Genomic DNA, 22,022 nt, shown 5'->3' on the forward strand with positions numbered 1-22,022 from the left:
ATTATGTATAATAAGGATTAGAAAAATTTTTATTGAATTAAAGAGGGTTAAAGATGGATTATATGAATGAATTGGTGTTAATCAAAGGCAATCGTTATGGACTTAATTTTATAATGAATCAAGATGCTGAATTTGAAGCCCTCCTATCGGCTATAAAAATAAAACTAACAGATGGTAAAAAATTCTTTGGGAACGCCAAAGTGTCTATTGGATTTGAAGGACAAAGCCTAAGTGATACTCAACAAGAGTCAGTTATTCAAATGATTCATGAACTAACTGACATGGAAGTCTTTTGTGTCGTCGATGACAATATACCGGTGGTGTCTTCGGAAAGTTTGAACGCTATGGCTACATTAAAAAAAGAAATATTGCCTAAGCAAGTGTTTCCAGAAGAAGTGGCCGTCTTTCATCAAGGTACATTAAGATCTGGACAGGAACTGAATATGAATACAGGTATCGTTATTTTAGGTGATGTTAATCCGGGTGCAAAAGTTACAGCAAAGGGTAACATCGTTATTCTTGGAAGCCTTAAGGGTTATGCCCATGCCGGATGTGATGGCGAAAGACAAGCATGTGTTATTGCTCTAAACATGCAGCCAACCCAAATTCGAATAGGAGATGTGATTGCCCGGTCTCCGGACAAATTCGAAGAAAGTAGAACGGTAGCACAAATAGCATTTATCGAAGACGAACGTATCGTCATAGATCATATTGAAGGTAACACCCATAAAGATTTTAAAATCTTAAACTAAAATGCAAAGGGGATCAAGCTCGTGAGTGAATGTATTGTAATTACCAGTGGAAAAGGTGGCGTAGGTAAGACCACCACAAGTGCTAATATAGGTATCGGTTTAGCTATGTTAGGTAAAAAAGTAATATTGTTGGATGCTGATATCGGTCTTAGAAATCTAGATGTCGTTTTAGGACTTGAAAACCGTATTGTATATAACCTTGTTGATGTGGTAGAAGGCAACTGTCGTTTAAAACAAGCCTTAATTAAGGATAAGAAATTCCCGGAACTGTTTTTATTACCAGCTGCACAAACCAGAGATAAGGATGCTGTATCGCCTGATCAAATGAAAGAACTTTGTGAAAACCTTAAAGAAGATTTTGACTATGTTATTATTGATTGTCCGGCAGGTATCGAACAAGGCTTTAAAAACGCAATTGCAGGTGCTGACAGAGCAATAATCGTTACAACACCCGAGATTTCAGCGATTAGAGATGCAGATAGAATTATTGGATTGCTTGAAGCCAATGAAATGAAGGACCATCGTCTGATCGTTAACCGACTAAGAACAGATATGATCAAACGAGGAGATATGATGTCAGTTGAAGATGTTATTGATATTCTTGCTATTGATTTAATTGGTGCTATACCTGATGATGAAAACATCGTCATATCAACGAATAATGGAGAACCCATTGTTATTAATCAAGATGTTCTATCTGGAAAAGCGTACTTGAATATTTGTAAGCGTATTATGGGAGAAGATGTTCCCTACTTAGACCTTAATGTAAATGTAAGTTTTTTCAAGAAATTGAGAAATATTATGGGGATAAATAATTAGAGAGGAGCCTTATAATGGGATTTTTTAGTAAAAAGAAGCATTCAAGTAGTGTTGCAAAAGATCGTTTGAAGTTAGTTCTTATCCACGACAGGGCCAACTGTAATACCGAGTTGCTTGAAATGATGAAGCAGGAAATCATCGATGTTATAAGTCGTTATATGGAAATAGACGAAAAAGGTCTTGAGATTAATCTGGGAACAACTTCCTCAGAATATGAAAATGGCATTGTACCAGCCCTTTATGCCAATATTCCAATCCGTAACATGCGTGTTCCAGGCAAGAGAACGTAATATGTTTAAGCAATATGACTTTAAACGGTTTGACTACGTGTTGGTTTTGCTTATTGCCTTACTGGGTATTATCGGCATTGTTGCCATTGGAAGCGCAACACGTGTATATAGCACTGACGGAACCAGTGAAGTTGTAAACAAACAAATGATTGGCTATATTCTAGGCTTTTGTATACTATTGTTTTTTGCTTTTTTTGATTATCATTGGTTGGGAAAATTAGCTATTCCTATTTATATATTTAGCATACTTTTACTGTCACTGGTATTGGTTGCAGGCGCATCTGCTAACAATGCAGTAAGATGGATTGATTTAGGTCCATTCAGATTGCAACCTAGTGAATTTGCAAAAATTTTTCTGGTATTGGTACTTGCCAAGTATTTTGATAAGTTTGAATCCAAGATTAATCAGTGGTATATAATCTTAGGTTCAATATTGTTAACCCTTGTGCCAACTATTTTAATCATAAGACAACCGGATCTTTCTACGGGTTTAATTATGTTTTTAATTCTGGCCTTCATTATATATGTTTCCGGTATTAGTTATCTATATGTGGTTGGAGCAAGTGCTGTGTTAATACCATCGGCTCTTTTGGGACTTTGGTACATTCAACAGCCAGATCAAACCTTACTAAAAGAATATCAAGTGAATCGAATCATATCCTTGATTCGACCGGATAGTGTTGACCCATCATTACTTATGCAAACCAATAATTCAATTCAAGCCATTGGTTCGGGTCGGATATTTGGAAAAGGACTATATTTAGGTAAGGTCAATCAATATGATTATTTACCGGAACCTCAAACGGATTTTATCTTTTCTATAATTGGTGAAGAGTTTGGTTTTTTTGGGTGTACGATTGTTATACTTTTGCTTTTTATACTCATATTAAAATGTTTGTGGATTGCTAAAGATGCAAGTGATTTATTTGGCAAATTAATTGTCACAGGTGTAGTAGCAATGATTACATATCAGTCCTTTATTAATATTGGTGTCACAATTGGCATTGTACCAAACACAGGTATACCTTTACCGTTTATTAGTGCAGGTCTAAGCTCTTTAATGGCCAACATGATTGGCATGGGTATTATACTCAACATAGGCATGCAGAGGAAATCAACACTAAACAAGTAGCTTTAATGTAACAACTCATAATTAAAGGGGGTCTATTCATGAACATAGGTTTAATCGCTCACGACAACAAAAAAAAACTCATGCAAAATCTGTGCATAGCCTATAAAAACATTCTATCAAAACATGATATATTTGCGACAGGAACGACAGGTAGGCTTGTAGAAGAGGTAACCAACCTTTCTATACAGAAATACCTAGCTGGACATTTAGGTGGACAACAACAGCTTGGATCTCAGATTGCTCATAATCAGATTGACATGGTGATATTTCTAAGAGATCCATTATCTCAGATGCAACATGAACCTGATCCTTCTAGTGTTATCCGCTTATGTGATATTCATAATATTCCGATTGCAACCAATCTCGCAACGGCGGAATTACTAATTAAATCATTAGAACGTGGTGACTTAGAGTGGAGAAATACTCTATAAATTAAACAAGGAAAGAGGTCAATCATGATTGACCTCTTTCCTTGCTCATATCTATTGATGGAAAATATGTCAGAAACAAATTTTATTGTTTTGACACGTAAACCAATTATTTAATCAGTTACCAAAATCCACTTGTATTATGCCTTCACTAAGAATTCTTCCAAGAATTCCGGAACTCTACAAGTATCACAGGTTAAACTAAATACAAATCGAACGTCAAATTTATCGGATACCGCTTTTAATTTTTCGATTAATTCATCTGATTTTGAGATTTCATCGATGTGCGCTTGACGGAGAAGTCCATCAGCATAAACCTCCGTGATATCATTATCTTCTGATAGAATACCACACATGAATCCAAAGAATTCCTTGTAATCTGCAATTGGATAATCTGAAATATTAATATATCGTATTTCGTGTCTTAAATCGTACATATGACTTGAATCCAAATCAATATAGACAATGTGCCCCTTAGTAGTTGTAAGAGCATTATTGGCCATATCGATTAATGCCTTTGTTTTACCTTCACCTGTATCACCTGCAACTAATCGTATCATAGCAATCTCCTCCTTGACATTAAAATGAATCCTCGTTTCAATCAGACTTATGTCTGAGAGCTATAGTATAATATTCTATGTTTGTTAGAGCTTTCCTTTTTTTAATTCAACATTTATAAAAAAAGTTTGAAATGTTTTCACATTTTGTACATATCATACAACGAAAGAAGAAAAAATGAAAACACTATATAATATCTATAGTCAATACTTAAAAAAAGAATACGGTGAAAAGGTTTATAAACTACCTATTAATTTACCCATAACATGTCCTAATAGAGATGGAACACTGGGTAATCAAGGCTGTTATTTTTGCAGTGAGAAAGGTGCAGGCTTTGAAACTTTACCATCGACTCAATCTGTAGCAACACAGCTAAGGTCCAATATGAATTATATTGGTAAGAGATATGGTGCCAAGCAATTTATCGCTTATTTTCAAAATTATACAAATACTTATATGGCTTATGAAGTATTTAATGCATATATACGATCTGCCTGCATAGAAAATATAGTAGAAATTGATATCGCTACAAGACCGGATTGTATTTCACGTGAACATCTAGAAATATTAAAAAACATCCATAACACCTATGACGTTGAAATTGTCATTGAACTTGGTCTTCAGACAACTAATGATGACACATTAAAACAAATCAATCGAGGTCATGATGTTATGTCATATATTAACGCAACTCATTTGATTCATGAATATGGGTTCAAGATATGTACGCATTTGATTATGAACTTGCCTTGGGATGAAGATGATGAGGTTATAAAAATGGCTTTGTTGATGAATCAACTGGAAGTTGAGATGGTAAAACTACATGCTTTATACATTGCAAAAGATACCGTATTCGAGGACATGTACAATCAAGGAGTGTTCAAAATGAACACTATGGAAAATTATATAGAAAGGGTCGTGATTTTTTTGACCCATCTTAATCCGAACTGTGCTGTTCAAAGATTAGTCAGCCGCGCTCCAAAGGAAGACACCGTATTTTGTAATTGGAATACCAGTTGGTGGATCATTAAAGAAAGTATTGAAAAAAAAATGTTGAAAGAAGGATTATATCAAGGTAAAATGATATAATGTCTAGAGAACTTATTGTAATGAGGTGGTCAAATGTCATCTAAGAAAAATAGCAACCGCTATCTAAAACTGAAATCAGAAGCATCTCTTAAAACAGAGGCAACTAAACACTTGAATTTTGGTGTTTTTGTCTTCGTACTTATATTGGCGTATTTGATTTTTATCATGATTTCTTTTGCTGTGAAGGAAAAAGTGAACTACACCATTGCAGAACTGGGCACCTTATCCCATTCGAATACATATACAGGTTTAGTCATTCGAAATGAAAAAGTATCCCTTGCCGACTCAGCTGGTGAAATTCGCTACTTCTTAACAGAGGGTGCTCGTGTTCGAAATACTAATACGGTTTGTGGTATTATAGCTGATACGGATTATGTTGCACTTTTAGATGAGGAGATTTTTAAAGCGAATCAAAAGCTAGATAGTAGTGATTCATCTTTTGAAGAAAGTTATGGTTATCTACAAAATCGAATTAAGAATTATGTGATAAACCAACATAACAAAAAATTCGAACATACCTATACCGTAAGAAAACAGTTAGAAAATGATATAAGCGATATAAGGAATACCGTTATTATTCAGCAAAGAAGTTTGGGGCTTTCTAATAGTTCTAATATAGATATGTTAGAAAATGAGCTTGGCAATAGTATCAGTATGCATAAGGCAACCAGCAGCGGCTTGGTCTCTTATATTATTGACGGTATGGAAGATATTACATCGGAAAGCTTTACTATTAGTGATTTAAATCGTACGCCAAAAATCCAAGATACAGTGACTAAAAGTAATATTTCTGTGGGACAACCTATTTTTAAAGTTATCGACAATTATTTATGGCATATTGTAGCAGAAATAGATCCCGAGAGCGCAAAACTACTGGAAACGATGAACTACAAAACCATACATTTTATTGAAAAGAATATAGAGATTGTTGCAAAAATTCAAGTATTTACGGATAATAATAAAACTTACATAAAAATAGAAGCAGACCGTATGTTAAATGAATTTTTAAATGAACGTTTTGTAGATTTTAGAATCATACATGAAAATCATCAAGGAATAAAAATACCGGAAACTGCAATTGTCAAAAAAACCTTTGCAGTTATACCTGCTCAGTACTTTGGATATCTTAGTGGTCAGTATGGTGTCTATAAAAAAGTAAACTCTGAAGAAGCACCTGGAGATAGCACCATAGATTTTACAACAGCAAGGCTGTTTTTAAAGGTGGATGATCTTGTCTATGTACCTATCTCTGATAGGATACAAGTTGGTGATGTGTTGTCCTATACAGATCCTGAAACAGTCAGTACAACGGAGTTTATCATTGACCAAACAGAGGATTTAGATGGCGTTTATGTTGTTAATAAAGGATTTGCTGATTTTAAATTTATACAAACAACCTATAAAGACATTGATTATCGTATTGTTGCGCCCTACACACCCTATGGTGTAAGGATTTATGACCGAATAGCAACAGAAGGCATAACAACAACAGAATACCAAACCATCAATTAGGAGGCCAATATGATTCAAGATAATCTTAATACCATTAACCTTCAAATCGCAGAAACCTGCTTTAAAATTAATAAGAATCCAAAAAGCATTATTTTAGTAAATGTATCCAAAACAAAACCTTTAAGCATCTTAGAAGAAGGTTATAAGGCAGGTATGCGTATTTTTGGTGAAAATAAGGTTCAGGAGTTATGTGACAAATATGAACAGTTTAAAAAAAAGGACATACACTGGCATATGATTGGGCACCTACAGCGCAACAAAGTCAAGTATATCATTGACAAAGTAGACCTCATTCATTCAGTGGATTCATATCGTCTTGCAGAAACGATATCAAAAGAAGCAAAAAAGAAAAATGTAATTGCCCACATACTCATACAAGTCAATGTAGCACAAGAAGAAAGTAAATATGGTTTTGAATCCCAAAATGTTATTGATATGGTTAAGTCTATACATCAATTGGAAAACCTCAAGATTGAAGGCCTTATGACCATCGCACCATTTGTTGATAACCCTGAGGAAAATCGCCCTATATTTAAAGCTTTGTACCAACTTTCTGTTGACATAAAAGAACAAAACCTTGATAATGTGAGTATGGATGTCCTCTCTATGGGTATGACCAATGATTTCAAGGTAGCAATAGAAGAAGGGGCCACCATGATACGTATCGGAACCGCATTGTTCGGTGATCGAAATTATTAATATAAGGGGTGAACATTATGGCAAAATTCATTGATAAAATGATGGATATGATGAAATTAAACGACTATGAAGATGAGCAAGAAGATATTGATGTTCGTGAAGATTACATACAAGAATCGGCTTATCGCCAAACCGTCAAAGACAATCAAGAGGAACAAACAAGGTCTTTTAGAAGTTTTTCTGGTGGTAAGGACACGACGGGTGCTTCTAAAGTTGTCAATTTTCAAGCAAGTGTACAAATGGAGGTTGTTGTCATTCAACCGGAATCTTATGATGAAGCACAAGATATTTGTGATCATATAAAAAGCCAACGTCCGGTCATTATCAATCTTGAAAATATGGAGCGCAATGTTGCTCAGCGTATTATGGATTTTGTAAGCGGGTCTTGTTATACATTAAATGGCAATCTTCAAAGAGTAACAAATAATATCTTTATTATTGCCCCGGAAAACGTCGATGTTGCCGGAGATTTTAGAGAAGAACTCAAGTCAAACGGCATAATTTTACCATGGAAGACTCAGGAAGATTAATCAACGACTATTTTGGAGGATTTATGACACTTTTATTTATTCGTGCATTGTACTATTTTCTAGTTATTTTAAGTACCTTGATTGTTGTGAGTGCCTTAATTTCTTGGTTACCCATTAATCATGGTAGCTTTTTAGTGCGTTTATTACACAGTATCATTGATCCGATACTTGGACCTATAAGGATGATGATCAAAAAATCGATTTTTGGTGGCGCGAATATGGCTTTAGATTTTTCACCTTTTATTGCCTATTTAATATTAACAACTTTACAGAACTATTTACGTCCATATATGTAAGGTGCCTTACCTCTTATGGATTGGATAATATTCTCAAGCTGGGAACAAGACTATCGCGCGAAAAGAGTATTAACCATATTCAAATGGGTCGTGTCTTTGTCAATGATAGTGAAGTGACCCAAATAATTAGGATTCTAAAAGTCAAAGACATCATCTCTATTTGAGGTGTAGGTAAAATACGTCTGATAAATATTGGAAAATGACAAAAAATCGAAGCGTAGTAGAAATCGATTTCAATCAATAGGAGGGTAATAATGGCTAGACTAACACCAATAGACATAGAATCAAAAACCTTTACCAAAAGCGTATCAGGTTACAATAATCGTGAGGTAAAAACCTTTCTTCGAGAAGTTTTGGTAAATTATGAGCAACTTTATAAGGAAAACATTGAACTTAATGACAAAGTTAATATGCTAAATGAAGGCATTCAATATTATAAAACCATAGAAGATGTTCTGCAAAACACTTTAATTCAAGCCGAAAAAATGGCAGAAGAAACCAAAAACTTAGCGCGAAAGAAAGCTGAACAGATTATTAAAGAAGCTGAAATCAATGCTCAAGCGATTGTCAATGAAGGTAAAAATGAAGTATATTCAATTAATAAAAAAAGAGAAGAACTCATTAAGCAATATGATGCATCAAAAATACAAATCAAGCATTTCTTAAATGCTCAACTTGAGATGACTGAAAAGAATGAACTTGAGTTACTAAAAAGTATTAATGCAGTACCACTTAATGGGTCCTATACCTTTGAAGAAGATATAGAAACAGATGGTGAAGTGGAAAAAGTTGAAAGTGAAGAGACACTTGAGTCATAAATAATCACGAATACGCACAAACAACTGTCTAAGTAAGCTTAGGCAGTTTTATTTGGAGGGCATATGAATTCAATACAAGTAGAAACATCACTTAAAAAATACAACATATTTTTTGAGGCTTCTTTTGAACCTTTACGTGGACAAATATTGGATCTTAGGAAAAACTACAGTAAAATTGCTATTATATCCGATGATCACGTTGCACCTTTATACACGTCTGAAGTAAAAAATACCCTTGAAGGACTAAACATCGAAGTTTTATCTTTTGATTTTGCTCACGGTGAAGTTAATAAGAATTATAAATCGATTAACTTAATCTATGATTTTTTGATAACCCATCAATTTGATCGCCAATCTCTATTAATCGCTTTGGGTGGTGGTGTGGTAGGGGATATGGTAGGATTTACGGCGGCTACCTATATGCGCGGTATTGATTTTATCCAAGTACCTACGAGTCTATTGGCTCAGGTTGACAGTAGCATCGGTGGTAAGACAGGGATGGATTTTAATGGTTATAAAAATATTGTTGGGGCTTTCCATCAACCTGAAATGGTATTTATCAACACACAGACATTAAAAACTTTACCTGTCCAAGAATTCGCTTCAGGTATGGGTGAGGTCATTAAGCATAGTTTGATTAAAGACGAAGCTTACATGTCATTTCTAGAAAGTCGTGTTGATGACATTAAAAATCTGAATCACGAAGCTATTACCGCGTTAATTAAAACATCTTGTTTAATAAAATCAGAAATTGTATCAAAAGATGAAAGAGAGCAAGGTCTTAGGGCTACGCTTAATTTTGGTCATACCATCGGACATGCGATAGAAAGATTAATGGATTTTGAACGTCTTCACGGAGAATGTGTTGCACTTGGTATGATGGCAGCTTCTTACATAAGCTACGCCCTAGGTGGTTTAACTCAGCACGATTTGGATAGAATATCTTCCCTAATGGGTTTATATGATCTTCCCGTTGGCATTGTAGATTTATCACCCGAGTCTATCTATAAAGAGTTGTTTTTTGACAAAAAGACCAAGCATCATCAACTTAGTTTTGTTCTCCTTAAAAGGATAGGAACCTGTTATATGGACAATAATATAGAAAAGAAATTGATTATGGAAGGTATTAAGGCAATCCTTAATTAGGTGTTTCGTATGTTTATAACAAGTATAATTTGCATAATAGCTTTGGTTGGCTTCGATCAATGGACAAAATGGCTGACCATCACACACTTAAAACATCAAAATGACATCATTCTTCTTGATGGCATCTTTAAACTCACCTATGTTGAAAATCGTGGCGCAGCCTTTGGTATGTTACAAAATCAAATTGCTATTTTTGCCCTTTTTACAATTATAACGATGTTGGTCATGATTATGATATATTATATTCTTCCAAGACGAAAAATATATATACCTTTGAGGGTTACGATGGTTCTTTTATTTTCAGGTGCTTTAGGTAATTTTATTGATAGAATACGCGATGGCTTTGTAGTCGATATGTTTCATTTTCACTGGTTTGAATTTCCTGTTTTTAATGTGGCAGATATCTTAGTGGTCATTGCATGCTTTTCACTTGTTTACCTTGTGTTGTTTCATTACAATGAAGATGATTTAGATATTAAGAAATGGTTACGTGATCGTCATGAGTAATCGAGAATTTATTGTAACTATAGAAGAAACAGGTGAAAGAATTGATAAATTCCTTACTTCAAAGTTAATCGATATAACAAGGTCTCATATTCAAAAATGGATTATTGAGGAACAAGTTACTGTAAACCAGTTACCGGTCAAATCCAATTATAAGGTTCATATGGGGGACACCATAAAGCTGACCATACCCGCTGTTAAAGAAGTTTCGATTACACCAACACCTATGTTTTTGGATATCGTTTATGAAGATCAGGATCTACTTATTATTAATAAGCCAGTTGACATGGTTGTACATCCTGCACCTGGTCATTACGAAGATACTTTAGTTAATGGTATCATGCATCATTGTAAAACAAGTCTTTCCGGAATCAATGGAGAGTTGCGTCCGGGAATCGTCCATCGAATCGACAAAGATACTACAGGACTTTTGGTTGTGTGTAAGAATGACCATTCCCATGTACATATTGCAGAACAGCTCAAAGAACACAAAGTAGATCGTCTCTATGAAGCCATTGTCTATAATAGTGTAAAAGAGAATACCGGGACTATAGAAGGGCCTATCGGTCGACATCCGATTCATCGAAAAAAAATGTCGATTAATTTCAAAAATGGTAAAGAGGCGATTACTCATTACAAAGTCCTAAACCGATTAGAACATGGGTTTACACATGTTGAACTTAAACTAGAAACAGGTAGAACCCATCAGATTCGTGTTCATATGGCCAGTATCAATCATCCACTACTTGGAGATCCACTATATGGTCCTAGAAACAGCCATATGAAGTTGCCGGGACAGATGCTTCACGCAAAGACGCTCGGCTTTATACATCCATCGACAGGCCAGTATATGTCCTTTACTGCATCACGACCCATAGACTTTGAAAATGCACTGTTACGTCTTGGATATAAAAAATAAAGCATGTTCATCATAAAAACATAGACAAGAATAGAACTCTATGTTAAATTATATTTAATCTTTTGTCCTTTAACCCTGTTTGCTTAAAGCGTCAAAAAAACTCAAATTTAATTACCTATAATCTTTTTAAATTAGTTCCGTGAGACTAATAAGAGGTTGTCTTTCGTAATTGTTACGGCTTCTTATTATGTTGTTTAATAAGAAGTCTTTTTATTTGCTAATAGGAAGGAATACAACTATGAAATACATATTGGACCAACAAGCCATAGGACGCATGGTTACACGTATCGCTCATGAAATCATTGAGAATAATAAAGGCGTATCTGATGTTGTAATTCTTGGTATTAAGACAAGAGGGGTACCACTTGCTAAAAGAATTGTAAATAAAATTGAAGAAATAGAGGGACTTAGAGTGCCTTTTGCTTCACTAGACATTACCTTCTACAGGGATGATTTGGAAAAGAAAAGTATACAGCCTGTCGTTAATAATCAGCTACATATAAATGTAAATAATCAAATAGTCGTACTTGTGGATGACGTGGTCTATACAGGAAGAACATGTAGAGCTGCTCTAGATGCGGTTATGGATGCGGGACGTGCTAGGAAAATTCAGTTTGCAACCCTTATTGACAGAGGACATAGAGAATTACCACTTCGAGCAGATTATGTAGGCAAAAATGTACCGACTTCCAAAGAAGAAATTGTTTCAGTACATTTAGTAGAAATCGATGGGGAAGACAGTGTCGTTATCGAGTAACTTGATTTCTATTTAACACAATAATACATAAGCTAAAAGCTTATTATATTATATAGCCTACGGGCAAAACTAACTTAGGGGGCATCATAATGGAAAATATTTCACTATCAAAAAAAATGATTCTTGGTTTACAACATGTTCTTGCTATGTTTGGCGCAACAGTTTTGGTACCTTTTTTAACCGGACTTGATCCAGCCATTGCATTACTTGGAGCAGGGGTAGGTACCTTACTCTTTCATGTATGTTCAAAAGGTATCGTACCAGTATTTCTCGGTTCAAGCTTTGCCTTTATTGGTGCCATTGCATTAACACTTCAAAGTGAAGGTCTTGCTTTTGTAAAGGGTGGCCTAATAGCTGCCGGCTTTGTATATATCTTAATCGCCATAATCATCTATTTCATCGGTGTAGATGCGGTCAAAAAACTTTTTCCACCAATCATCACAGGCCCTATTATTATGGTTATCGGATTAAGACTTAGTCCGGTTGCTGTAAACATGGCCTTTTATCAAGACGGTACTTTTAATCTGACATCGACTTTAATAGCCAGTGTCGTTATTATAACCATGGTGGTTGTATCAATTTTTTTCGAAGGTTTCTTCAAACTGGTACCCATTCTAATAGCAATTACAGTGGGTTATATTGTATCTATACTTTTTGGTATTGTTGACTTTGGTCCTATACAAGAAGCCAGCTTTTTCACATTCCACAAAGATTCTGATGCAATAAAAAATCTTCTAACCATGCCTAAGTTTACTTTGTCCGGCATCATTGCCATCGCACCAATTGCTTTTGTTGTATTCATAGAGCACATAGGAGATATTACAACCAATGGGGCTGTAGTTGGTAAGAACTTTTTAGAGAATCCCGGTGTTCACAGAACAATATTAGGGGACGGTGTGGCTACTGCTTTTGCAGGTCTTATCGGCGCTCCGGCGAATACAACCTATAGTGAAAATACTGGAGTATTGGCTGTTACCAAGGTTTATGACCCAGCTATTATTAGAATCGCTGCAGTTTTTGCCATTATCATGAGTCTTTTTGGTCCACTTACAGCTACCATCAGTACCATACCGCTACCTGTTATGGGTGGTGTCAGTGTTATTCTTTTTGGTATGATTGCATCTGTTGGTGTACGTATTGTGGTATCCGCAGATCTTGATTTTTCACATAGTCGTAATCTGATGATCTCAGCCTTGATACTCGTACTAGGTATTGGCGTAGATGCGTTCCCAATAGGAAGCAGTGGTGTAACCATATCCGGACTTGCTATTGCAGCGCTAATCGGTGTTGTTTTAAACTCAATATTACCATCTGAAATCTAATCAAATAATTATGTATATTTTCGTGTATAAAAAATGATGGCCTAAGCTGTCATTTTTTTATTTATATGTTATAATCAAGACGATATGAATCAAGAGCAAAGGGGTGAGCCCATGAACTACAATAAGAAACATTTTTTAGACTTAAAATCACTTAGTGCCAGTGACATCCACTATTTATTAAATTCGGCTCAAAAAATGAAATACGTACTGGAGAACAGTAAAGGTTACGTTGCACCTCATCTTAAGGGTAAAACGGTTGCAACGCTTTTTCATGAAGAGAGTTCTAGAAGTCGACTATCTTATGAATTAGCCGCACAAAATCTAAGTGCAAAAGTAATCAACATCACGACCGCACGTGAGTTTAATCAGAAAAAATCTCTAAAAGAAGTAGGGACCTATGTGGATAAAATGGGCGCCGATTTCATCGTCATACGACATCCTATATCAGGTGGACCCCATCATTTGGCCAAATATGTAAAAGCTTCTGTTATTAATGCAGGAGATGGGTTGAACGAGAACCCAAGTGAGGCACTGGTCGATCTATTAACCATTCTGGAGCAAAAAAACAGCTTTACCGGTTTAAAAGTTGCTATAATCGGTGATATCATGTATAACCGTGTAGCAAAAAGCTCCATTTGGGCTCTTATTAAACTAGGCGCCAAAGTGTCCCTCGCTGGGCCAACAACCTTAATTCCAAGAGATATAGAGAAAACCGGTGCAACGATACATCATTCAGCTACTGAAGCTATAATTGATGCGGATGTCGTACTATGTCTTAAGGTACAAGAAGATCGCCGGGGTATCGCTTTAATTCCTTCCTTAAATGAGTACAAGAAACTTTATAAAATTAATAAAACACGCTTAAGTTATGCCAAAGATGATGTTATAGTGATGCATCCCGGCCCCATAAATCGCGGTATTGAGATCTCTTCCAGCATTATAGACAAAGAAGGTTCTGTTCTTGATAAACAGCAGGGGAGCGGTATAGCTGTTCGTATGGCTTTGTTTCATTTACACTGCCGTTCAGGAGGAGGGTCATTACATGACTAATACAAACTTAACTTTAATACGAAAAGGTACAATTATAACCCATGACAAAACCATCCATAATATGGATATTTTAATTGAAAATGAAAAGATTATAGATGTAGATACCAATATTGACATAGATCAATGTGATGTCATCGAAGCAGAAGGATTATATGTCATTCCAGGTCTAATTGATATGCATTGTGAACTTTGTGAACCAGGTTATGACTATAGAGAAAGCTTTGAAACTGGTGGTCAAGCAGCAATAGCAGGTGGTTTTACAGCACTGACCTGTAACCCTATGACCAATCCAATTATTGACAATAAGACCGTAGTAGAATATGTTGTAAATAAAGGTCATAATGTATCGCCTGTAGCCATCTATCCTTATGGTGCCTTAACTAAAGGGAATCAGGGCGAGGATATGACGGAGATTGGCGGTATGCAATTAAGAGGCATTGTAGCTGTTTCAGATGGGGATATATCAATCCAGGATAGCAAAACCCTAAAACGCGTCCTACAATATGCCTCTATGTTTGAACTTCCCATAATTTTACATTGTGAAGACCATAGTTTATCTAAAGGTTATGGTGTTAATGATGGGTATATAGCTACTCAATTAGGTCTTGAAGGCAGTATGGCAGCATCTGAATCTTTGATGGTAGCAAAATATATTGCAATAGCAGAGGAACTTAGAATTAAAATTCATCTTGCACACATCTCAACTAAAGAGTCTGTTGAACTGATTCGTGCTGCAAAAAGAAGGGGTGTACGTATGACTTCCGAGACATCCCCTCAATATTTTTCACTTACAGAGGATACAATTGATGGTTATAATACTTTTGCCAAGGTGAATCCGCCTCTTAGAAAAGAAGCTGATATGAAAGCCATTATCAAAGGTTTACAAGATGGTACCATCGATGTGATAAGCTCAGATCATCAACCGCATAACATTGACAGTAAAGCCATAGAATTCAGTTTGGCCTCTAATGGTATTTCAGCCCTTGAAACAGCGTTATCAGTATCCTATACATATTTAGTCAAGTCCGGTTATTTAACTATGGAACAATTGGTTAATAAAATGTCACATAAACCGTCACATTTATTAAGCCTTAACAAAAGCTTTTTCGGTGTCGGTCATCTTGCAGATTTAGCCATATTTGATCCTGAATCTGATTATGTGGTTGATGCAAGAAATTTTAAATCAAAAGCCAAGCATTCACCATATCATGGCATGACCTTAAAAGGACTCATGAAGTATACCTTTGTAGAAGGCAAGAAATACACTTTGAACATCTAGGTAAAAATATATCTAGATGTCTAGATACAAATATATCTAGACTAACTAGGTGAGTATGGTATGGTATGGTATAATAGAAATATAACTATGCGCAAAACACAACTTTAACGAATAGATAGAGGGCATCTCCTATGAAACACTTGAATTATCATGAAGAACTTAATATCATTAACAACAAACGTTTACGTGAACTTATTCAAGAGCTTCCACCTTTTGTATTTGAATTCTTTCGCGGTATTGAACAAACCACATCTTCCAAAACCAGAATCGCTTATGCCTACGACTTAAGAATTTTTTTCAAGTTCTTAAGTTTGCAACATGTAGATTTCAAAGATGTGGATTATACATCAATAATAGTTACAGACTTAGATAAGATTACCCCTGACCATCTTGAGATCTATTTGGACTACCTTAACTACTACACCGATGATATGGGTACTGAAGAACATACCAATAAGGAACGTGGCAAATCTAGAAAAATGGCAAGTTTAAGGACCTTCTATAAGTATTACTATAGAAAGCAAAAAATCAAGACCAACCCTACCTTATTGGTTGATCTACCTAAGATTCACGACAAAGTCATCACTAGACTGGAAATAAATGAAGTGGCAAGTCTTTTAGATGAAGTGGAATCCGGTGAACATCTGACTAAAAAACAGCAGAGTTTTCATAACCATACCAAAGAACGGGACCTGGCCCTTGTCACCTTGCTCCTTGGTACAGGCATCCGGGTCAGTGAATGTGTTGGTTTAGATCTATCGGATGTAGATTTTGATGTAGATGGTATTCGGATTGTTCGAAAAGGCGGCACAGAAGTCATTATCTATTTTGGTCAAGAAGTACGCTTAGCACTTCTGACCTATTTGGATAAGCGTAAAAAAGTCATTGCTTCAGAAGGTCATGAGGATGCTTTGTTTTTATCCATACAAAATAAACGACTGGCCGTTAGAAGCGTTCAAAATATTGTCAAGAAATACGCCAAGCTCATCACCAAGCTAAAAAACATATCACCTCATAAGCTGCGTAGCACATACGGCACCAATCTCTATCGTGAAACCGGTGATATCTACTTAGTTGCAGATGTCTTAGGCCATAAGGATGTAAACACCACCAAAAGGCATTATGCAGAGATTGAGGATGAACGCCGTAGAATGGCTGCAAAAGCGGTCACTTTAAGAGATGATCAACATCGGAGGTAATAAATATGAATATGAGTTTAGACTTTGAATTTGCAACCGCAAAACAAATAATTTTTAAAACAAATGGCATCATGGATATTGCTAAGTCTATTCTTGAACTTGGTAAATACCCCTTGGTCGTAACTGGTAAGGATAAAGGACGGGCAAAGCCCCTTTTAGACGCCCTAAGTCACGCTTCTATGAACTATGTGCTGTATTCCATTCATGGTGAGCCAACGACAACAGACCTAGTACAAGGCATAGAAATCGCCAAAGACACCAAGTGTGACATGGTCATAGGCTTTGGCGGCGGTAGTGTTCTTGACAGTGCCAAAGCCATTGCCATACTCATGAACAATCCCGGTGAATTAATGGACTATCTGGAAGTCATCGGCAAGGGTTTACCTATGAATAACCCTTCCGCGCCTCTTGTATTAATACCGACAACTTCCGGTACCGGTTCAGAAGTAACGAAAAACGCTGTGGTGACCTCTCAAGTGGAAAAAATAAAAGTCAGCCTTAGAAGTCCTTCCATGCTTGCGGATTTGGTTTTGGTTGATCCCTCCTTAACACGAAGCATGCCACAAGCCATTACAGCCAGCACCGGATTAGATGCTTTGACCCAAGTCATTGAACCTTATGTTTCATCCTTTGCCAACCCGCTCACAGATGGTTTCTGCCGTGAAGGCATTTGCCGCATCGGTCGTTCTATCCAAAAAGCCTACGATGACGGTTTGGATATAAGAGCACGAGAAGACATGGCCCTTGGCAGCTTACTTGGTGGTATGGCCTTAGCCAATGCCAAATTAGGCGCTGTACATGGTTTTGCCGGTGTCATTGGGGGTAAACTAGGTGCCCCTCACGGCTTCGTCTGTGCCGCTCTACTACCCTCAGTCATTGAGTCTAACATTAGAGCACTGATAGAAAGAGACCCTGAACATATCGCCTTAAAAAGGTATCAAGAGATATCCGTTTGGCTAACCGGTGATGACCATGCTGACGTATCGGCATGTGTCCATTGGCTAAAAGACCTCTATCAACATATGAACATCCAGGGATTGGCCACATTTGGCATCACCACAAAAGACTTTGATGATATCATACGAAAATCCTCTGGATCAAGCAGCATGAAAGGTAATCCCATCACCTTGACCCATGAAGAAATGATAAATATTCTAACAGAATCCATGTAAAAAGATAAAAAGGAGGGTATGGTTAACATATTAATATTATGTTAACCATACCCTCCTTTTTTTGTTATTTAGTATCTTCTTCTCCATTCCTTATTTCTTTACTGGGTCTTTATCTTCTATAGTTTTAGCTCACTCAGCATTTATATAACGACTTATCCTTATTATTAGTTGATTTATTTTTTATATGTTCCCATAGTATAAAGAAAAATATACTAATACTTGTGATTAAATCAACAAATACACTACCTCCAAGATACTGAAAATTCTCAGGACTTGCCATTGTTATAATATTCATAAAAATATGAAGTATAATTACCAAAAAAAGATTGTTATTTTTTGCAAAGGCATACCCTAATATCATCGATCTAAAGAGAATCGTAATATTAATTGTATTGTGAAAAAGCATGAATATTAGACTTGTCAACCAATTAGCTCTATTAACGGATAGTGATTTATTAAAGTTTGTAAATAGCAACCCTCTAAAGAATACTTCTTCGAAGCTCGATAATAAAATCATTGTTATAAGCTGATTGTTTTGTATTATATTACCATAAAGATTATTACTTAGTTCATGGTACAAGCCACTAAAAAGTGAATTTCTTCTCGTAACTAAAAAACCAATAAAATGCTGATCAGATACCACAATGAGTATTAAGAAGAAAATCAGCATAATAACATCAATTTTTCCTTTGAAAAATGACTTTAATTGGTGTATATACTTTGTTCTTGTATCCGTATTCATCTTATTATATATATATGAAAAGAATGACATCTGTAAAAACAAGAATACAACTATATATGTTAGAGTATGACTTGCAAAAGAATGAATCACCCTATAAATAACCATTTCTATTATTATAAAGATTACGTTATGACTGATGTTGGAATCGGATGATTCATTAAGTAAAAAAGAAATCATATAAATTCTCCTTAGAATAAAACTATATAGAAGAAATAAGGTACCAAACTGAGAATAACGTTAACACTGCCAAACTCTAATTTCTTTGTCAAGTAATAATAAATATTACCTGCCATTACAAATTCTATTAAAGTTAATATTAAATCAATATTTGGTACATTTAATTCTCCTATATTTAAATCATTCATCAAAATCATCTTATTAAGCATCAAGGTAATTATCTTTATATCGCTGAATAAAATAAATTCAAACAGGAATGTTACTATAACTAAGCTTATGGAAATGAATACCATGCTCATTTTTTCACTATTGTTGCGTTTGATAAAGTTAATTATCCTATCTATAAAAATAAGGCAAAATAAACACAACAATACAATTAGGTCATAGTCATAATTCAAGGAAATATTGATCTCTATATCTCTGAATATTTTTTCTTCATTAAGTTTAAGAAAAATATAATGTATTTTGGGATTTATTATAAAAAAAATAAATATCCATTTGATATAAGGATTAACAGTTGCTTTAAACAATAAAACTATAATCAAGTTTGTTATTATATACGGTAAGACTCCATTAAAACCAAAAACGAGAAATATTCCGACTGTACTTACTCCAGGCAAAAAATATAAAAAAGTCCTACCCTTTTTTCTTTCATCAATATCATCAAGATATATATACCAAAACAATAATAACACCATGGGAAAAAATGTAGCTGCTATGTGAGTAAATGTAAATGTACCTTCTAATATTAGAAGAAAATAATTGTTTATAATTAATAGCGTAACAGGAAAATACAAAAATGATAATGCTACGACTAATATATTCATATAATGATTTGTGGTTACTTTGATTTTTTTTGGTTTAGATTTGTATAGCATTGAAAATATGATTACTATATTTTGTATAGCTAACCAATAAAAAAAGTATTCCTTAGGTATAATAATTAGTGATCCACTTGAAATAAGTATTGCTAAAAGTACCATTGTTAATCTCCATTCGAATTAATCGGAGTAACTATTATATAATAGTTACTCCGATATCTAATTAATTAGAATGCATCTGCTGCATCACCAAATACTTTATCTACTACATAATCAGCAGCTTTGCTTGCTAATGTCTTGCTTCCTGTAATAGATTTAGTGTAAACCCTTGCTTTGTATGATAACTGATTCTTAATAACAACAATTCTTTCATAAGTTGTGTAACCTCTACCGTCATCATCAGTCATGCCACCGTTAATTGCTAACATATCATCATACTTTAATTCTTTAAAATACATAATTTTTCTCCTTTCATTTTATTCTATTTGCGCAAATAGTAAGTATATATTTACTTATACCTCTATTAATAGAAATAAGTTAATAACTATTTCAAAAACAAAATATAATTATTGTGATTTACTCATCATAGCATAGCAGTTTTTTATATAAAAGTAAAGAGTTTTTCATTGATTTACGTAATAAAAGGTTTTTTTATATAATTATTTACATAAATAGGGGTTACTGTAAATGCATTTAAGCAATTTTTAAATCTTGTTCTTAAAGATATTCCTTTTGTTTCTAAGGAAATTGCCCCCTCATAATCATCATATATTATTTAGTATTAGTATTAGCACTATAAAAATGGCAGCTACAATACGTATTATTTTATCATTTTTATCATTAATTCTTTTATAAAAAACAAGAGATATTAATAAAAGTGCTATAGGAATAATAGTCAAATAATTAATTCTGTTCATATCAATCACCCCATTACTGTGGTAAATACCAGAAAGGTTCTAGTTACCTATAATTCATAGTTACTACTTTTTAAATCTTATAATTATAGCTATCTGTAATGACATAAGCCCAATACCTCCAAATAAACCCAAGATATTATTATTAACAGAATTAGGTACAATTATATTTCTTACGCATAATAAAACAAGTATAAGAGATGAAACCATTGAAATGATGGCAAATACTTTGTATTTCATTTGCATATCTCCTTTTGTTTTGCTCATTGTTTTGGGATAATTATTTCTGGATGTTTTACTTCTGGAACATTTACATTGTTGTCTTCATTGTATACATCAGGTAAAGGATCTTCATTGTTTACATTAGGTAAAGGGCTTTCATAAATAACTACATTATGAGTTAAATATTCTTTAAATTCCAAAATAGATTGATTTCTATCACTTACTCTTGATTCACGATGTGCAGAAACGATTTCATGTAATAGTGCTCTTATTTCTGAAGGGTGAGACATTACCTCTACTTTTCCTTGTTCCGTAATCATCAAACCGAACAAATTATTTAATGCCAAGTTAAGCTCAAAGATTGGATCATCACTACTTTCATATTGAATATTATACTGTATATATGCCAATAACCATGATATTTTTGCAATTGCTTGATAATAGTATGTACCAATACTAGTATCAAGTTCATATTTATATAAATTCTGTTCTAGTTCACTTGTTACTTGAAAAACATCCAGTATCTTCTTTATTTTCATAGTTCACCTTTTTCCGTTTAACTAGGGTTATAATACTGGAATACAACAAGGAAGCATTTCTTATGTCTTAGTATAGTGGTCTAATTCTCAATTTATTAGAATGTTTTGAATTCCTATAGAAAATATAGCATAGACAATTATTAAAACCAAAATTCCAATAACAATTTTTGAAATCATTTTCTTTTTCATATTAACCTCCTATTTCTCCAAATTTAGAAACTTAAATACACTACTTTACTCGTCAATTTCAGTTTATATAAATTGAATACAATTCAGTTTTTTAAATAATGGTTAAATGATACTGTTTTCATAAGCAAAACTAAGCGCTTCAGCCAT

26 protein-coding genes are annotated in these 22,022 nt (G+C 34.5%); 20 read left to right on the top strand and 6 right to left on the bottom strand.

The genetic code is table 11. From position 1 onward, the window contains the following. The first annotated feature begins 53 nt into the window (after positions 1–53). Genes minC through mgsA form a run of 5 tightly spaced genes read left to right on the top strand, consistent with a single transcriptional unit; the run spans position 54 to position 3,424 of the window. Positions 54–752, top strand: a complete 699-nt coding sequence (gene minC, locus AC6F8J_RS12470; RefSeq protein WP_500723682.1) for a septum site-determining protein MinC — start codon at positions 54–56, stop codon at positions 750–752. Positions 753–773: 21 nt separating this feature from the next. Next, a complete protein-coding gene (gene minD / locus AC6F8J_RS12475; RefSeq protein WP_500723683.1) occupies positions 774–1,571 on the top strand; it encodes a septum site-determining protein MinD in 798 nt (265 codons plus the stop codon). 14 nt (positions 1,572–1,585) lie between these two features. Beyond that, positions 1,586–1,861: a cell division topological specificity factor MinE gene (minE, locus tag AC6F8J_RS12480; protein ID WP_275841247.1), complete on the top strand. Its 276-nt coding sequence runs from the start codon at positions 1,586–1,588 to the stop codon at positions 1,859–1,861. A gap of 1 nt (position 1,862) precedes the next feature. Further along, a complete protein-coding gene (gene rodA, locus AC6F8J_RS12485) occupies positions 1,863–2,993 on the top strand; it encodes a rod shape-determining protein RodA (RefSeq protein WP_500723684.1) in 1,131 nt (376 codons plus the stop codon). A gap of 38 nt (positions 2,994–3,031) precedes the next feature. Continuing rightward, the gene (mgsA, locus tag AC6F8J_RS12490; protein WP_500723685.1) at positions 3,032–3,424 is read left to right on the top strand and encodes a methylglyoxal synthase; all 393 of its coding nucleotides are present in this window, start codon (positions 3,032–3,034) and stop codon (positions 3,422–3,424) included. A 137-nt stretch (positions 3,425–3,561) separates the two neighbouring features. Here mgsA and AC6F8J_RS12495 read toward each other — a convergent pair whose 3' ends face one another. Beyond that, the gene (locus AC6F8J_RS12495; RefSeq protein WP_500723686.1) at positions 3,562–3,981 is read right to left on the bottom strand and encodes a twitching motility protein PilT; all 420 of its coding nucleotides are present in this window, start codon (positions 3,979–3,981) and stop codon (positions 3,562–3,564) included. Between the two features lie 175 nt (positions 3,982–4,156). Here AC6F8J_RS12495 and mnmL point away from each other — a divergent pair, with 175 nt between their 5' ends. The 15 genes from mnmL (at position 4,157) to AC6F8J_RS12570 (ending at position 18,271) form a co-directional block, all read left to right on the top strand. After that, positions 4,157–5,068 carry a tRNA modification radical SAM protein MnmL/YtqA gene (gene mnmL, locus AC6F8J_RS12500; protein ID WP_500723687.1) on the top strand — a complete coding sequence of 304 codons (912 nt, stop codon included), beginning with the start codon at positions 4,157–4,159 and terminating at the stop codon, positions 5,066–5,068. A 33-nt stretch (positions 5,069–5,101) separates the two neighbouring features. Continuing rightward, a complete protein-coding gene (locus AC6F8J_RS12505) occupies positions 5,102–6,580 on the top strand; it encodes a biotin/lipoyl attachment domain-containing protein (RefSeq protein ID WP_500723688.1) in 1,479 nt (492 codons plus the stop codon). 9 nt (positions 6,581–6,589) lie between these two features. After that, the gene (locus AC6F8J_RS12510; RefSeq protein ID WP_500723689.1) at positions 6,590–7,279 is read left to right on the top strand and encodes a YggS family pyridoxal phosphate-dependent enzyme; all 690 of its coding nucleotides are present in this window, start codon (positions 6,590–6,592) and stop codon (positions 7,277–7,279) included. Positions 7,280–7,296: 17 nt separating this feature from the next. Further along, positions 7,297–7,809, top strand: coding sequence for a cell division protein SepF (locus tag AC6F8J_RS12515; RefSeq protein ID WP_500723690.1), 513 nt, complete (start codon positions 7,297–7,299; stop codon positions 7,807–7,809). A gap of 23 nt (positions 7,810–7,832) precedes the next feature. Beyond that, a complete protein-coding gene (locus AC6F8J_RS12520) occupies positions 7,833–8,105 on the top strand; it encodes a YggT family protein (protein WP_500723691.1) in 273 nt (90 codons plus the stop codon). Positions 8,106–8,359: 254 nt separating this feature from the next. Further along, positions 8,360–8,923 (top strand): DivIVA domain-containing protein, encoded by a 564-nt coding sequence (locus tag AC6F8J_RS12525; protein WP_500723692.1) that lies wholly within the window; start codon positions 8,360–8,362, stop codon positions 8,921–8,923. A 63-nt stretch (positions 8,924–8,986) separates the two neighbouring features. Then, positions 8,987–10,069, top strand: coding sequence for a 3-dehydroquinate synthase (gene aroB, locus AC6F8J_RS12530; protein WP_500723693.1), 1,083 nt, complete (start codon positions 8,987–8,989; stop codon positions 10,067–10,069). A gap of 9 nt (positions 10,070–10,078) precedes the next feature. Further along, entirely contained in the window at positions 10,079–10,576 is a 498-nt protein-coding gene (gene lspA, locus AC6F8J_RS12535; RefSeq protein WP_500723694.1) for a signal peptidase II, read from the top strand. After that, a complete protein-coding gene (locus AC6F8J_RS12540; protein ID WP_500723695.1) occupies positions 10,569–11,492 on the top strand; it encodes an RluA family pseudouridine synthase in 924 nt (307 codons plus the stop codon). Before lspA ends, AC6F8J_RS12540 begins: the two co-directional genes overlap by 8 nt. A gap of 238 nt (positions 11,493–11,730) precedes the next feature. Then, positions 11,731–12,249, top strand: a complete 519-nt coding sequence (pyrR, locus tag AC6F8J_RS12545; protein WP_500723696.1) for a bifunctional pyr operon transcriptional regulator/uracil phosphoribosyltransferase PyrR — start codon at positions 11,731–11,733, stop codon at positions 12,247–12,249. An 89-nt stretch (positions 12,250–12,338) separates the two neighbouring features. Then, positions 12,339–13,571: a solute carrier family 23 protein gene (locus AC6F8J_RS12550; protein WP_500723697.1), complete on the top strand. Its 1,233-nt coding sequence runs from the start codon at positions 12,339–12,341 to the stop codon at positions 13,569–13,571. 111 nt (positions 13,572–13,682) lie between these two features. After that, the gene (locus AC6F8J_RS12555; RefSeq protein WP_500723698.1) at positions 13,683–14,621 is read left to right on the top strand and encodes an aspartate carbamoyltransferase catalytic subunit; all 939 of its coding nucleotides are present in this window, start codon (positions 13,683–13,685) and stop codon (positions 14,619–14,621) included. Continuing rightward, the gene (locus AC6F8J_RS12560) at positions 14,614–15,900 is read left to right on the top strand and encodes a dihydroorotase (RefSeq protein ID WP_500723699.1); all 1,287 of its coding nucleotides are present in this window, start codon (positions 14,614–14,616) and stop codon (positions 15,898–15,900) included. Before AC6F8J_RS12555 ends, AC6F8J_RS12560 begins: the two co-directional genes overlap by 8 nt. Positions 15,901–16,031: 131 nt before the next feature. Then, entirely contained in the window at positions 16,032–17,099 is a 1,068-nt protein-coding gene (locus tag AC6F8J_RS12565) for a tyrosine-type recombinase/integrase (RefSeq protein ID WP_500723700.1), read from the top strand. A 5-nt stretch (positions 17,100–17,104) separates the two neighbouring features. Beyond that, positions 17,105–18,271 (top strand): iron-containing alcohol dehydrogenase, encoded by a 1,167-nt coding sequence (locus AC6F8J_RS12570; protein WP_500723702.1) that lies wholly within the window; start codon positions 17,105–17,107, stop codon positions 18,269–18,271. Positions 18,272–18,404: 133 nt separating this feature from the next. On the opposite strand, the gene AC6F8J_RS12575 is transcribed toward AC6F8J_RS12570, so the two are convergent. The 5 genes from AC6F8J_RS12575 to AC6F8J_RS12595 form a co-directional block, all read right to left on the bottom strand. Next, positions 18,405–19,190 (bottom strand): CPBP family glutamic-type intramembrane protease, encoded by a 786-nt coding sequence (locus AC6F8J_RS12575; RefSeq protein WP_500723703.1) that lies wholly within the window; start codon positions 19,188–19,190, stop codon positions 18,405–18,407. Positions 19,191–19,201: 11 nt separating this feature from the next. After that, on the bottom strand, positions 19,202–20,173 hold the full coding sequence (locus tag AC6F8J_RS12580) for a hypothetical protein (RefSeq protein ID WP_500723705.1): 972 nt from the start codon (positions 20,171–20,173) through the stop codon (positions 19,202–19,204). Positions 20,174–20,238: 65 nt separating this feature from the next. Next, a complete protein-coding gene (locus tag AC6F8J_RS12585) occupies positions 20,239–20,469 on the bottom strand; it encodes a hypothetical protein (RefSeq protein ID WP_275843379.1) in 231 nt (76 codons plus the stop codon). Positions 20,470–20,991: 522 nt separating this feature from the next. After that, complete coding sequence (locus AC6F8J_RS12590; protein WP_500723707.1) at positions 20,992–21,165, bottom strand: hypothetical protein; 174 nt, start codon at positions 21,163–21,165, stop codon at positions 20,992–20,994. Positions 21,166–21,188: 23 nt separating this feature from the next. Next, entirely contained in the window at positions 21,189–21,686 is a 498-nt protein-coding gene (locus AC6F8J_RS12595) for a hypothetical protein (RefSeq protein ID WP_500723709.1), read from the bottom strand. Positions 21,687–22,022: the final 336 nt, after the last annotated feature.

The organism is Petrocella sp. (assembly GCF_059865615.1).

Excerpts from the sequence above, each read along its gene's own strand:
- pyrR (WP_500723696.1), top strand. The coding sequence starts at position 11,731 with ATGAAATACATATTGGACCAACAAGCCATAGGACGCATGGTTACACGT.
- AC6F8J_RS12560 (WP_500723699.1), top strand. The coding sequence starts at position 14,614 with ATGACTAATACAAACTTAACTTTAATACGAAAAGGTACAATTATAACC.
- AC6F8J_RS12520 (WP_500723691.1), top strand. The coding sequence starts at position 7,833 with ATGACACTTTTATTTATTCGTGCATTGTACTATTTTCTAGTTATTTTA.
- AC6F8J_RS12590 (WP_500723707.1), bottom strand. The coding sequence starts at position 21,165 with ATGAAATACAAAGTATTTGCCATCATTTCAATGGTTTCATCTCTTATA.
- lspA (WP_500723694.1), top strand. The coding sequence starts at position 10,079 with ATGTTTATAACAAGTATAATTTGCATAATAGCTTTGGTTGGCTTCGAT.
- rodA (WP_500723684.1), top strand. The coding sequence starts at position 1,863 with ATGTTTAAGCAATATGACTTTAAACGGTTTGACTACGTGTTGGTTTTG.
- minC (WP_500723682.1), top strand. The coding sequence starts at position 54 with ATGGATTATATGAATGAATTGGTGTTAATCAAAGGCAATCGTTATGGA.
- minE (WP_275841247.1), top strand. The coding sequence starts at position 1,586 with ATGGGATTTTTTAGTAAAAAGAAGCATTCAAGTAGTGTTGCAAAAGAT.
- AC6F8J_RS12495 (WP_500723686.1), bottom strand. The coding sequence starts at position 3,981 with ATGATACGATTAGTTGCAGGTGATACAGGTGAAGGTAAAACAAAGGCA.
- AC6F8J_RS12570 (WP_500723702.1), top strand. The coding sequence starts at position 17,105 with ATGAATATGAGTTTAGACTTTGAATTTGCAACCGCAAAACAAATAATT.
- AC6F8J_RS12585 (WP_275843379.1), bottom strand. The coding sequence starts at position 20,469 with ATGTATTTTAAAGAATTAAAGTATGATGATATGTTAGCAATTAACGGT.
- AC6F8J_RS12515 (WP_500723690.1), top strand. The coding sequence starts at position 7,297 with ATGGCAAAATTCATTGATAAAATGATGGATATGATGAAATTAAACGAC.
- AC6F8J_RS12595 (WP_500723709.1), bottom strand. The coding sequence starts at position 21,686 with ATGAAAATAAAGAAGATACTGGATGTTTTTCAAGTAACAAGTGAACTA.
- mgsA (WP_500723685.1), top strand. The coding sequence starts at position 3,032 with ATGAACATAGGTTTAATCGCTCACGACAACAAAAAAAAACTCATGCAA.
- aroB (WP_500723693.1), top strand. The coding sequence starts at position 8,987 with ATGAATTCAATACAAGTAGAAACATCACTTAAAAAATACAACATATTT.
- AC6F8J_RS12550 (WP_500723697.1), top strand. The coding sequence starts at position 12,339 with ATGGAAAATATTTCACTATCAAAAAAAATGATTCTTGGTTTACAACAT.
- AC6F8J_RS12555 (WP_500723698.1), top strand. The coding sequence starts at position 13,683 with ATGAACTACAATAAGAAACATTTTTTAGACTTAAAATCACTTAGTGCC.
- AC6F8J_RS12580 (WP_500723705.1), bottom strand. The coding sequence starts at position 20,173 with ATGGTACTTTTAGCAATACTTATTTCAAGTGGATCACTAATTATTATA.
- mnmL (WP_500723687.1), top strand. The coding sequence starts at position 4,157 with ATGAAAACACTATATAATATCTATAGTCAATACTTAAAAAAAGAATAC.
- AC6F8J_RS12540 (WP_500723695.1), top strand. The coding sequence starts at position 10,569 with ATGAGTAATCGAGAATTTATTGTAACTATAGAAGAAACAGGTGAAAGA.
- AC6F8J_RS12565 (WP_500723700.1), top strand. The coding sequence starts at position 16,032 with ATGAAACACTTGAATTATCATGAAGAACTTAATATCATTAACAACAAA.
- AC6F8J_RS12525 (WP_500723692.1), top strand. The coding sequence starts at position 8,360 with ATGGCTAGACTAACACCAATAGACATAGAATCAAAAACCTTTACCAAA.
- AC6F8J_RS12510 (WP_500723689.1), top strand. The coding sequence starts at position 6,590 with ATGATTCAAGATAATCTTAATACCATTAACCTTCAAATCGCAGAAACC.
- AC6F8J_RS12505 (WP_500723688.1), top strand. The coding sequence starts at position 5,102 with ATGTCATCTAAGAAAAATAGCAACCGCTATCTAAAACTGAAATCAGAA.
- AC6F8J_RS12575 (WP_500723703.1), bottom strand. The coding sequence starts at position 19,190 with ATGATTTCTTTTTTACTTAATGAATCATCCGATTCCAACATCAGTCAT.